Annotated in this window: 10 protein-coding genes and 2 pseudogenes; 7 read left to right on the top strand and 5 right to left on the bottom strand. The window is 66.4% G+C overall.

Translation table 11 applies throughout. The annotated features are described in order from the left end of the window. Positions 1 to 5: 5 nt before the first annotated feature. From ACWDMM_RS25985 to ACWDMM_RS25975, 3 genes are read right to left on the bottom strand one after another with little or no spacing between them, the layout of a single operon-like run. Positions 6 to 422: a VOC family protein gene (locus ACWDMM_RS25985; RefSeq protein WP_195082572.1), complete on the bottom strand. Its 417-nt coding sequence runs from the start codon at positions 420 to 422 to the stop codon at positions 6 to 8. 10 nt (positions 423 to 432) lie between these two features. Continuing rightward, the gene (locus ACWDMM_RS25980; RefSeq protein ID WP_195082573.1) at positions 433 to 1,269 is read right to left on the bottom strand and encodes an AraC family transcriptional regulator; all 837 of its coding nucleotides are present in this window, start codon (positions 1,267 to 1,269) and stop codon (positions 433 to 435) included. Positions 1,270 to 1,313: 44 nt separating this feature from the next. After that, positions 1,314 to 1,946, bottom strand: a complete 633-nt coding sequence (locus tag ACWDMM_RS25975) for an NAD(P)-dependent oxidoreductase (protein WP_195082574.1) — start codon at positions 1,944 to 1,946, stop codon at positions 1,314 to 1,316. A 74-nt stretch (positions 1,947 to 2,020) separates the two neighbouring features. Between ACWDMM_RS25975 and ACWDMM_RS25970 the strand changes: the two genes are divergently transcribed. From ACWDMM_RS25970 to ACWDMM_RS25955, 4 genes are all read left to right on the top strand, one after another. Next, positions 2,021 to 2,620, top strand: a complete 600-nt coding sequence (locus tag ACWDMM_RS25970; protein ID WP_195082575.1) for a TetR/AcrR family transcriptional regulator — start codon at positions 2,021 to 2,023, stop codon at positions 2,618 to 2,620. 396 nt (positions 2,621 to 3,016) lie between these two features. Beyond that, on the top strand, positions 3,017 to 3,940 hold the full coding sequence (locus ACWDMM_RS25965; RefSeq protein WP_195082576.1) for a quinone oxidoreductase family protein: 924 nt from the start codon (positions 3,017 to 3,019) through the stop codon (positions 3,938 to 3,940). A 106-nt stretch (positions 3,941 to 4,046) separates the two neighbouring features. Continuing rightward, entirely contained in the window at positions 4,047 to 5,126 is a 1,080-nt protein-coding gene (gene ychF / locus ACWDMM_RS25960; protein ID WP_195082577.1) for a redox-regulated ATPase YchF, read from the top strand. 145 nt (positions 5,127 to 5,271) lie between these two features. Further along, complete coding sequence (locus tag ACWDMM_RS25955; protein ID WP_449939952.1) at positions 5,272 to 6,405, top strand: hypothetical protein; 1,134 nt, start codon at positions 5,272 to 5,274, stop codon at positions 6,403 to 6,405. A 223-nt stretch (positions 6,406 to 6,628) separates the two neighbouring features. On the opposite strand, the gene ACWDMM_RS25950 is transcribed toward ACWDMM_RS25955, so the two are convergent. After that, positions 6,629 to 8,104 carry a cytochrome P450 gene (locus tag ACWDMM_RS25950; RefSeq protein WP_449939950.1) on the bottom strand — a complete coding sequence of 492 codons (1,476 nt, stop codon included), beginning with the start codon at positions 8,102 to 8,104 and terminating at the stop codon, positions 6,629 to 6,631. 112 nt (positions 8,105 to 8,216) lie between these two features. Here ACWDMM_RS25950 and ACWDMM_RS25945 point away from each other — a divergent pair, with 112 nt between their 5' ends. After that, on the top strand, positions 8,217 to 8,855 hold the full coding sequence (locus tag ACWDMM_RS25945) for a TetR/AcrR family transcriptional regulator (RefSeq protein WP_449939949.1): 639 nt from the start codon (positions 8,217 to 8,219) through the stop codon (positions 8,853 to 8,855). A 284-nt stretch (positions 8,856 to 9,139) separates the two neighbouring features. Next, entirely contained in the window at positions 9,140 to 9,841 is a 702-nt protein-coding gene (locus ACWDMM_RS25940; RefSeq protein ID WP_195082659.1) for a MerR family transcriptional regulator, read from the top strand. Positions 9,842 to 9,974: 133 nt separating this feature from the next. Here the strand turns inward: ACWDMM_RS25940 and ACWDMM_RS25935 are convergent. Next, positions 9,975 to 11,141, bottom strand: a pseudogene (locus tag ACWDMM_RS25935) (transcription termination factor Rho, short form); the annotation flags it as partial. A 426-nt stretch (positions 11,142 to 11,567) separates the two neighbouring features. Between ACWDMM_RS25935 and ACWDMM_RS25930 the strand changes: the two are divergent. Continuing rightward, positions 11,568 to 12,104, top strand: a pseudogene (locus ACWDMM_RS25930) (FHA domain-containing protein); the annotation flags it as partial. Positions 12,105 to 12,119: the final 15 nt, after the last annotated feature.

Raw genomic sequence — 12,119 nt, 5'->3', positions numbered from 1 at the left:
CGCGATCAAGCGCCCCAATAGGTGCCGAAGCTCCAGAGGTTGCCTTCCGGGTCGCGCACCGTGAAGCCGCGTGAGCCGTAATCTTCGTCGCGCAGGCCACGGACGACTTCGGCGCCTGCGGCAGTGGCGCGGGCGAACAGCGCGTCGGGGTCCTCGCAGACGAGGTAGACCGAGTCGGTGCCGGTCGGGCGGGTGCTGAACGGGCTGTCGTCCTTGCCCGCGGAGCCGAACATCACTCCGCCGCCCAGGGGCCAGCGCAGTTCCGCGTGCTCGATGATCGACGGATCGTCCTCGCGAGGGTAGATCGCGGCCTCCCGGAAGCCGAACGCCTCGACCAGGAAGGTGGCCATCGCGCGGGCATCGCGGAAGGTGAGCGTGGGCCAGACGGCGGTGCGGGTGCTGGTTTCTGTCGGATTCGTCATGCGTTCATCGTCATCCGGCGGACTCGTCCGGGGCTTGGACGGATGTAACCTCTTCGGCCAGCCACGCGGTCGGGCTCGTCCCGGCGAGATCGGCGAAGTCGCGATCCAGATGAGCCTGGTCGTAATACCCGCAGGCGGCGGCCACCTGGGCGATGGTGACGTAGGACGGCGTGTGGGCGAGCATCCGGCGCGCCCGCTCGAAACGGGTGATCCGGGCCGCCAGCTTGGGGCTGAGGCCGAACTCGCGATGGAACCGGCGCGTCAGATGCTGTCTGGTCCAGCCGATCTCATCGGCCAGCGAACCGACCGCGATCCCGCCGCCGGAACCGACCACCGCACGCCACGCCCGGGTGAGTTCGGGACCGACCGCGCGGTCCGGGTCGGCCAGCGCCGAGAGCACCCGATCGCAGACACCGAAACGCTCCGGCCAGCTCGGCGCGTACTGCAATCGCTCCCACAGCTCCGATCCGACCGGTCCCACCACGTCGGCGAACTCGACCGACGTGTCCCACAGTGCCGCCGCGGGCATGCCGAACAAGATGCGGCAACCGAGCGGCGTGAGCGATACGGCCACGCCTTCCTGATAACCGCCGTGCGCGATCAGTGCCGTGCTCGCTTGCAGGCCGCTCAGCACGCACCGGTAATTCTGCGGCGACTGACGCGGATCGGTCTGTTCGACCACGTCGATCGTCGGCCCGATCGCGACGATGAAGGTCATGTGCCGCGACGGCAACCCCCGATGGATCCCCGCCGAGAATCCGGCCATGCGATAACCGAGGTACCGGTCGATGAACCCCGCGAGCGCGGGCGCCGGACGCGCCGTCATCACCTCCGTGGTCGGCTCCATGCGGTCACGCTACGCCGGGGGACCGACAGATGAAGCGGCGTCGATCAGTTCGCGACGTTCACGTGCTTGCGGATCGCTGATCCGTCGGTGACCGAGTCGAGCAAACAGGCGGCCAGGTCGTCGCGGGTGACGCGGACGCCGAACAGCACGTTGCGTTCCACCGCGGTGCGGTAGGAGCCCTTCGCCGCGTTGTCGGTGAGCTGCGGTGCGCGCACGATCGTCCAGTCCAGCGCCGAGTCGCGGACCACGCGCTCGGCTGCGGCCATGTCGGCCAGGCTGTGGCGCAACAGCGGGCGCAGGATGAGTGGCTTCACCAGGAAACGGGTGAACCAGTCGTCGCCGGGTCCGGCGATTCGGGCACTGTTGCTGACGATGACCAGCCGCTTCACCCCGGCGGTCGCCATAGCGTCCGCGATGGAGCGGGCGGCGTCGGCGCAGACGGAAGTGGCGCCCTTTTCCCGCGAACCGATGGTGTCGATCACGGCATCCGCGCCGTGCAGCGCCGCGACGATGTCGGCTGGCTTCATGACGTCGGCTACGACCACACGCAGTGCGGGGTGGTCGGGCAGTGATTGCGGACCACGTGTCACCGCCGTGACTTCGTGCCCTGCTGCCAGTGCCCGCGTGACGACGCGCGCGCCGGTGTTGCCCGTCGCCCCGAAAACAGTCAGGTGCATAGCTTCTCCAAGTTGGTGAGTACTTACTAACCTAGGATGGTGAGTAATCACTAACCTGTCAACCGGGAGCCGGAATGGGAACGCGCGATCGAATACTCGACGCGGCCGCGGAGATCATGCGCGACCGCGGTGTCGTCCACGCCACGACGAAGGAGATCGCCAAAGTCGCCGGCTACTCGGAGGCGGCGTTGTACAAGCACTTCAGCGACAAGGAGGACATCATTCTGAATGTCCTCCGGCATCGGATGCCCGATCCGGCGGCGGCGCGGCCCGAGCCAGGACAGTCCACCGTGGAAGACAACCTCACGGCCATGGCCCGCGATGCATTGAGCTTCTACCAGCAATCCCTCCCGTTGCTCGGGGGCTTGCTGGCGCAGCCGCAGCGGATGGCGGCCCACCGCGACTCTATGCGCCGCCATGGTGCGGGACCCGGCCACGCCATCGCGAACATCGCCGAGTATCTGCGTGCCGAGCGCGACCTCGGCCGCGTCGCTGCCGACGCCGACGTGCTGACGGCGGCCTCCATGCTCGACGGCACCTGCTTCCATCAGGCGTTTCTGCGCTACTACGAGTCCGGTGCAGGCGCGGCGCCTGCTCCGGACGACCTCGCTCGCGGATTGGCGCGGACGTTGATTTCTGGTCTCGGCTCGTGTGCTGATGATGTCTCCGGCTGAAGTGCGATTGCCTGCGGAGCGGGCCGAACTTGACTCGGCGCGGTTGCGCTCCGTGGTCTCGGCGCGTCCGCCGATTTTTCTTCGATCCGGCGCGGACCAGTGGTCACGTCGGCTGCGCGAGTGTCGCGCCGGACGAACGGTGTCGAATTCTGTCCCCCTGTGCGCCGCTGGGGCTGGACGGAACTCGTTCCCGCGGCTCTCCTCTGGTGACGAACTCTTCGGCGGATCGGTGCGGGTTGGTCCTGGTGCGCCGGTGGGGCTGGACCGAATCCGACCCGGAAGCTCTCCGCCGGTTCCGAGCAGCGGTGAGATGTACCACTACAGCGTGTAGTTGACTGTGATCACCTGCCGCGATCCGGATACCGTTGCGCCTTCTGACGGAAATCTGGAGGTGTGATGCGGCGGGTGCAGTACGAGCGCAGCGGTGGTCCCGAGGTGCTCGAGCTCGTCTCGGTCGAAGTGCCGACGCCGGGGCCGGGTGAGCTCCTGGTTCGCGTCGAGGCGGTCGGGGTGACCCTGCCGGTGGTGCGGAAGGTGCGCGAGCAGCGCGAACCGATCGCGTTGGGCGGCGAGGTCGCGGGTGAGGTAGTCGCGGTGGGCGAGGGCGTCGATCGATACACGCCCGGCTATCGCGTGACCGGTCTCGTGTTCGGTCACGGCTACGCCGACTACGCCCTGCTCTCGGCGGCCATGGCGTCGCCGATTCCGGACGGGGCGTCGGCCGTCGACGCGGTCGCGCTGGTGCGTAGCGGCCTGGTCGCGCTCGGCGCGCTCAGTGCCGCAAACCCGCGGGAAGGCGAATCCGCCCTGATCACCGCCGCCGCGAGTGGCGTCGGCCACCTCGCGGTCCAGTTGGCGCGGGTGCGCGGTGCGGCGCGGGTGGTCGGCGCGGTGTCGGATCTGGCGAAGGCGGAGTTCGTGCAGAAACTCGGCGCCGACGAGGTAGTCGAGTACGGCCAGGAATCCTGGGGCGCCCCCGTCGACTACGTGCTCGACGCCGTCGGCGGCGACTTGCTTTCCCCCGCCCTCGCCGCGCTGGCCCCCGGCGGCCGTTTGGTCGCCTACAGCTCCGGCGGCGGCGTCATCCAGGCCTACGACCTGCTCGCCGGCGCGAAATCCGTCATCGGCTTCCAAATGGCCCGCATCGCGAGAACCCAGCCGGACACCTACGACCACTGGCGCCAAGAACTCTGGCAGTACTTCGCCTCCGGCCAACTACGCCCCGCCGTGCACGCCGCGTACCCCCTCGAAGACGCCGCCACCGCCCACGCCACCATCGAAGCCCACGCCAACCTCGGCAAAGTCGTCCTCATCCCCTGAGACCGGCCGCGAGTGGCACATGGCTGCGGCGAAGTGCGAGTAGCCGCTCCACCATGTGCCACTCGCGGGGGAGCGGGGTTTGGGTGCCGCGTAGACTCTGTTCCTCGTGAGTCTCACCTTGGGAATTGTCGGTCTGCCGAACGTCGGAAAGTCGACGCTGTTCAATGCGTTGACGAAGAATGACGTGCTCGCCGCGAACTACCCGTTCGCGACCATCGAGCCGAACGTCGGCGTTGTCCCGCTGCCCGATCCGAGGCTGAACAAGCTGGCCGAGATCTTCTCCTCCGAGCGGATCGTGCCCGCCACCGTGTCGTTCGTCGACATCGCCGGCATCGTGAAGGGCGCCTCCGAGGGTGCGGGCCTGGGCAACAAATTCCTCGCCAACATCCGCGAGGCCGACGCCATCTGCCAGGTGGTGCGGGTGTTCGCCGACGACGACGTGGTGCACGTCGACGGCCGCGTCGACCCTGGCGCCGACATCGAGGTGATCGAGACCGAACTCATCCTCGCCGACCTGCAGACCCTGGAGAAGGCGGTCGTGCGGCTGGAGAAGGAAGCCAAGGTCAAGAAGGACCGCAAGCCGGTCGCCGACGCCGCCAAGGCCGCGCAGGAGATCCTCGACAACGGCACCACCCTGTTCGCCGCGGCCGACAAGGTGGACACCGAGCTGCTGAAAGAGCTCTCGCTGCTCACCACCAAGCCCTTCCTCTACGTCTTCAACGCCGACGAGTCCGTGCTCACCGACGAGGCGAAGGTCGCCGAGCTGAAAGCCTCCGTCGCCCCCGCCGACGCCGTCTTCCTCGATGCCAAGGTGGAAGCCGAACTGCTCGAACTCGACGAGGAATCCGCCACCGAACTCCTCGAATCCATCGGCCAGACCGAACCCGGCCTGCACGCCTTGGCCCGCGCCGGCTTCCACACCCTCGGCCTGCAGACCTACCTCACCGCAGGCCCGAAAGAAGCCCGCGCCTGGACCATCCACCAGGGCGACACCGCCCCGAAGGCCGCAGGCGTCATCCACACCGACTTCGAACGCGGCTTCATCAAGGCCGAAGTCGTCGCCTTCGACGACCTCGTCGAAGCGGGCTCCATGGCCGCCGCCAAGGCCGCGGGCAAGGTCCGCATGGAGGGCAAGGACTACGTCATGGCCGACGGCGACGTGGTCGAGTTCCGCTTCAACGTGTAGCCCGGCTCCGGTTCAACCGAGGTGCGGCAGTCACGGGTACTAGAAGCTGTAGGACAGCAAAGCGCCTCAGCGGCGTAATCTGCAATGGACCAGAGGCCGATCTGAGGCGCTGCTACGAGTATAGCGCTTCGAGACAATTTGGATCGTGGGGGAGTCATTGACTGATCCGACCGCATGGATCACGCAACGTCGATTCGATGAGTACCTGGTGGCTGGGAACCGTCATCCTGTGGCAGCGCGCGAACTGTACGAGTGGAACGTATCGATCTCCGCGGCCTTCTTCGAGCTGATATCTCATGTCGAGGTTGCCCTGCGTAACGCGATCGATGTGGTGCTTCGGCCACTCGAGACTCCGGAGTCGGCTCGGGTGGATCATCGGCAGGGATGGTGGTTCGCGAATCCGGCGTTCCTGGCTGACCACGACCTGGAGTTCTACCGGACTGCGCGCAGACATTTGGGCCCCAAGGCCGACGGGGCCTCGCGCGACAAGTATCTGGCATCGATCACATTTGGCCTTTGGGAAGGCGTTTTCGGGCCAAAGTACGAACAGCTGTTCCGGAAGCACCTCGTCTATGCGTTCCCGAACAGGGAGAAGACGGGATTCAAGCGGGATGCTGTGCACAAAAACGTGCTCGCGCTGAAGACGTTGCGCAACCGCATCGCTCACCATCAAGCCATCTTCGATCTCCCACTCGAAGAGCGATTCGAGCAAGCGATGGATCTACTCAGGTGGATCGACGCTGATCTGGAGCGATGGGTCACAGGCCTCTGTCGGGTGCCAGATCTGCTGGATGGCCGCCCCGAGGCGGCCGAATCCATCGCCGTGGTCGTGCCTGCGCGCCTGGCGTGGCCGTTCTATCAGACGCACGGCGCGTATGTTTGCCAACCTGGCAGATACTTTCGCCAGGTCAGCCACGTCGCGTTCTACGCCGATGGTGCGGTGCAGTGCGAGGTGCCAAAGGTGCTCGCACGAATCGACCACATCGACTGGACACCTGAGGAGATCGGCCGACGAAGGTCCTCGCACAATGACGAAGACAGGCGAATAGCGGAGATCATCAAGGGTGCCAGGGAGCTTGGCTGGGAGGGCAACGAGTACCAGCTGTTCCTCCTTACACGGCCTGATTCCGAGGGGCAGAGCTCAGGACATGTGACGTTGAACACTGAGCTTCGCCATCAGCGAAGTGGGCGAGGAAGCGCATGGGTGCAACGACAGCGATATGTGGCCGTTGCGGCGCTGGAAGCCGCCCGAACCCTTGGCGATCTCGATCAGTTGTAGGGCGAGGTGCCGAGAGTCGCTCATCGGAATTCACGCCAGTCGGAGGATTATCGGTCGTGGCGAGAATCGCTCCCGCCGAGTCTTTCCCGTAGGCCGGCCTCGGACGACGACAGTCCGGGCGGTCATTCTCGCCGTGCACCACAGGCAGGGCGGATGGCTTGGAGAAGCGGCACGGTGTTGTTTGTCGGCGCCGGCAGGCTGGCCAGGCCCGCGGCCTCGACACCTACTCCCACCCGGTCTCGCAGCTCGGGACCGGGTGAACCGCTGCCGAGAATTTCGAGATATGTGCGTGCCGATGGCGCAGGTCGATCGGCAGGCCGTCGTCGGGGGTGGGGCCGGTGCCCCAGGTGAGCGGTACCTGGTAGTCGGCGGGGACGGTCCATTCGTACCGCAGCAGCATTCGGTGCATGATCGACTTCACGGTCATGCCTCCGAAGTGCAGGCCGATGCACTTGTGCGCGCCGCCGCCGAAGGGCGACCAGGCGTACCGGTGAATTCGGTCCTCGCGCCGGTGCTCGGCGAAGCGTTCCGGATCGAATTCGTCCGGGCGGGGCCACCAGCGGGCCAGCCGCATGGAGGGGTATGCGCCGATGATGATGTCGGTGTCGGCCGGAATGTAGCGGCCCAGGATTTCGGTGTCCGCGAGCGTGCGGCGCATCAGCACGCCCGCGGGCGCGTACATGCGCAACGTTTCCTTGAACGCCAGGTCCAGCGACGGCAGCCGGTCCAGGTCTTCGTAGTCGAGGTGATCCTTGCCCAGCGCGATCGCCTCCGTGCGCAGCCGCTGCTGCCAGTGCGGATTCTTGCCGAGCAGATAGGTGAGCATGGACAGTGCGACGGCGCTGGTGTCGTGGGCCGCCATCAGGACGAAGATCATGTGGTTGACCACGTCGTCGTCGGTGAAGGTCTCGCCGGTGTCGCTGGTGGCGTGGCACAGCACGCTGAACAGATCGGAGCCTTCGCGCGCTCGTTTGGTCGGCAGCTGGGCGCGGAAGTACTGTTCCAGCACTTTCCGGCCGTGCAGACCGCGTGACCATTTGCCGCCTGGCGCCGAGGTCCGGATCAGGGCCTGCCCGCCGACCACGGTGCGCTCGAACGCGTGCTCCAACCGCTGCGCCTCCGGCCCGAGCTTCGCGCCGACGAAGACCTCGGTCGCGAGGTGCAGCAGCATCTGTTTCACGTTGTCGTACAAGCGGAATGCAGACCCGGGGCGCCAAGAGTCGAGTTCCCGCTCGATTCCCGGTCGCATCAGGTCGAGGTAACTGATCAGCCGCGGTCGCGTGAACGCCTGCTGCATGATGCGCCGGTGATGCAGGTGCTCATCGAAATCGAGCAGCATGATCCCGCGCCGGAAGAACGGCCCGATCCAGTACTCCCAGCCCTTCTCGCTGGAGAAGACCTTGTCCTTGTTGCTCCAGACCACCTCCAGCGCGGCGGGGCCGAGCACACTGACCGCGCGACGGCCGTAGATGCTCGTCCAGGACACCTCGCCGTACTTCTCGAATGCGTTGCGCGCCCACAGGAGTGGGTCGTTATAGACGCGCAGTGAATGTCCGATCAACGGCGCCCCCGGATCTCCCAGCACCGCGAGCAGGCCGCTCCCCGGCGGGGGCTCGGCGAGCGCTGTCGTCCGGGCTGGATAGCGATCCGCCAGGTCGGCGGCGTACTGCTCGAACCTGCGGCGGAGTGCTGCGTTCATGTGGTGTCCTTTCGCGGCGCTGCGAAGGTTCGCGAGATCCGGCTCGCCATCAATTGGTGACGATCTGTCACCAATTGACGCGCACCGCGCGCGGGCTTGTCAAGATGGAGTCATGACCAGCGCATCGACCTGGGGCGGCCGGACCGTCGAGGCGCGGCGCGCCGCGCGCCGGGAACGGCTGATCGACGCCGCGATCGATATCTGGGCCGACAGTGGCTGGGCGGCGGTCAGCCTGCGCAGCGTTTGCGCGCGGGCGGGCTTGAACGATCGGTACTTCCGCGAAAGTTTCGCCGATCGGGAGGAATTGCTCGCCGCGGCCTGGGACCACGTGCGGGACGAGACGACCGACACCCTGACCGCCGCGATCGGCGACCGCCGCGATTCACCGCCGCTGGAGATACTGCATCGCGCGGTCGAGGCGGTGGTGCTGCGCTTCGCCGAGGATCCTCGGCGCAGCCAGGTTCTGTTCGGTGATCACGCAGGCAGCGCGATACTCGAACGTCGCCGCCACGACCTGGTACTACTCGCTGCCGACTTGCTGGCGACGGGCCTCGAGCCGTATCTGCGCGCCGGTGTCGACCGCGAGGAGTTCCATCGCACGGCATTGATGGCTGTCGGCGGGTTCGTGGAACTGACGAGCGCGTGGCGGGCGGGCGCAGTCGCGATCGATATTCCCGGTCTCATCGATCAGACCATCCGTCTCGGTGACATCCTCGCCGCACACTATCTCGCCGACCACACCCCTTGGTGAGCACTCGACGGTGGCTGTCCTGCTGGCGTTCGCGAGGTATCTCGCGGTCGTCAGGTCACCGGAGAGCAGGCGTCACGGGCTGCACGCTGCGATGTGCAGTCGCTGTGTCGGCGATGAGGACACCGCGTCGCCGTTCGAGTCGGCCGGGATAAGCCGGGATGTGGCCTGGGAGATCGCCGATCGGCGGTAGCACGGCGCGTATGGCCGGTGCCGGGAACAGGCTGCGGCGGGTGGTTGGCTCGGCCAATACGTGCAAGAGATAGATCCTCAATCGGAGGTGCAAGCTGCGTCCCATCGACCTCGCCCGGGAACACGGGCTGTCGGCACAGGCGATCCGCAATTACGACGACGCGGGCATCCTTCCGCCGACCGAACGCAGCGAGACCGGCTACCGGCGCTATACGCTTCTGCACGCCCAGGCCTTACGGGCCTTTCTCGCGTTGCGCGGCGGACACGGGCACCAGCAGGCGATGGAAATCATGCGCGCGGCCAACCGCGGCGACACCGAGTCGGTCTACCGGCTGATCGACGCCGCGCACGTCGCATTGCTCGCCGAACGTGACACCCGCACCGAGGTCGCGCAGGCGCTGGGCAGCCTGTCCACCGCGACACCGGCTCCTCTCCAGGGTCGGCCGCTGACCGTGGGCGAACTCGCGCGCCGCATCCGCGTGCACCCGGCGACCTTGCGCACGTGGGAGACCCATCGGATCCTGCGCCCCGAACGCGATCGGGCGACGGGTTACCGCCAATACGGACCGGACTGCGTTCGCGATGCCGAGATCGCACGTCAGTTGCGCCGAGGCGGCTACCGGCTCTCCCAGGTCGCGCGATTCATCGAGGCACTGCGCGAGGCGGGCGGCGCGGACCCGTTGCGCGCTTTTCTGGACTCCTGGCAGTCTCGGTTGACCGCGCGCAGCCGCAACCTTCTCGCCGGTGCGGCCCAGCTCGACGCCTACCTCACCATGCTCGATCAGGCGCAGGAGTGATGACTGCGCCGGGCCGAGTCTCAGCTCTTCCGAGACGATCCACAGCAATTCGCCGCCCCTCTCGATCGTGCGGAAGGTCATCGAGCACTGGCGGCAGCTCGGCCGAGCGCGGACGGTAACTCGGCCGTCGTTCTCAGCCCGCGTTGCGGATCTGGGTCAGGAATTCCGGGTTCGTTCCGGTCTGCCGGAGACCGGTCAACAGCAGTTCGAGCGCTTGCTGCGGGTCGCGGCCCGCGAGGGTCTTGCGCAGGGATCGCGTGGCGGTGAGCTCGTCGGCGGTGAGCAGCAATTCCTCCTTGCGCGTGCTCGAGCGGTCGATGTCGATCGCGGGGAACAGGCGCCGGTCGGCCAGGTGCCGATCGAGCTTCAGTTCGGCGTTTCCGGTGCCCTTGTATTCCTCGAAGATCACGGTGTCGGCGAGTGAGCCGGTCTCGACCAGGGCGGTGGCGATGATCGTGAGTGAGCCGCCGTGCTCGATATTGCGGGCGGCGCCGAGGAATTTCTTCGGTGGCGCGAGCGCCCCGGCGTCGACACCACCGGAGAGGATGCGGCCGGACCCGGCGGCGGCCAGGTTGTAGGCGCGGGCGAGCCGGGTCAGCGAGTCCAGCAGAACAACGACGTCATGGCCCATTTCGACGAGGCGTTTGGCGTGCTCGATGGCCAGTTCGGCGAGCGCGATGTGCTCGTGGGCGGGCTGGTCGAACGTCGCGGCGGCGACCTCGGCAGGCACCGCGCGGGACAGATCGGTCACCTCTTCCGGGCGTTCCCCGACCAGTACCAGCATGAGCTGGCATTCGGGATGGTTCTTGGCGATGGCGTGCGCAATGGATTGCAGCACGGAGGTTTTACCCGCCTTGGGCGGTGCGACGACCAAGGCGCGCTGGCCTTTGCCGATCGGCATGACCAGATCGGTGACGCGCGTGGTGAGTTCGTGCGGCTCGGTCTCCAGCCGTAGCCGGTCCTGCGGATAGATGGGAACCAAGTCGGCGAAGTGCGGTCGCGCCTCGGCATTGCGCGGTGGCAGGCCGTTGATCTGGTCGACTCGGACCAGCGGTGCGAGTTCGGCGCCCTCACGTTTGGGTCCGACTACGCCGGTGACGGTATCGCCGCGACGCAGGCCGTACTCGCGGACCAGTCGCGTCGGCACATGAGCGTCGTGCGGGCCGGGCAGATATCCGTCGACGTGCAGTGTGGCGTGGTTGTGGTTGATGTCGAGGATGCCGGTGACCGGCGTTGTGCGGTTCGCCCTGGTTGGGTTGTCTTCGGTGTGATTCGTGTTGCGCTGCATGGGGTTTCTCCTGGGAAAGTTATGGATGTGGCGGGTCGCCGTGGAATGCCGCCTGCTGGGAATGGCGCTCGGTGCATGCGCAGAGGTGTGCTGGAGCCATCCGGTGCGCACATGCTGTGGTTACGAGATCGCCGTGGCGAATGTGGACTCTTGCGGGAGGGAAGTGTCACCTACATCCACAAGATGAAGACCGCACCAACAGTAGCGGCATCGGGCACAACACGCAATAGCTCCCGTTTGTTTCCACGGCATGTCGCCTGAATCGCTGCGACAGGCATGGTGCGACGACGCTCTGCCGCACCGTGGCGCGCGAGCGCGCTCGCCCAGTCGTCTACTGCCCGTCGAAAACATTCATTTCGTTGTGGAACGAATCGTATTGCGGCAGTCGAGCATTGCGGGAGCGTCTTGTGAATCAATTGGAATATCGTCGAATTCGGCATGTTGAATCTCCGATCGGCGGACCGCTACCTCGGCATCGAACACGGAATATCAGAACCAGACGGGGTGAGACCTCGCGTACACCGGTTCGGTGGTCGCATCGGCAAGCTCCGTATCCAAATCCCGGATTCGGCACTTTTCTGCGTACGACAAGGCGGGCCGCTGGGGAATGCCTGGTCAGCCTTCTGTCGCCCGCACCTGTTCGCGCTGGTCACGCGGCATTTTCGGGATGGTAGGGCGCGCAGCGCGGAAGATCGAGGTGCGCGCGACTATTGCGGTGACCGTGCCGCGCGGTCGTATACTCCCTTTATGGCGGATGGTTCTTCCTCCACCGAAGTCCCCGAGCCGGTTCTCGTGGTGCAGACGCGAGAACGCGTCTATCGGCTCCGCGCCGGGGGCGCATATAACGTCGGTCGCGATCCGGCGGCCGATATCGTCGTCTCGGATCCGCGGGTCTCCTCCTTGCACGCCGTTCTGGAGCGTGGCGCGGACGGTTGGAAAATTGAGGACGCGCACAGTCTCAACGGCACATTCTTCGACGGTCACCGCGTC

Source organism: Nocardia sp. NPDC003726, from assembly GCF_053586955.1.
Note: the sequence above shows the minus strand (reverse complement) of the source record. Positions and strands in the feature narration are given on the sequence as shown.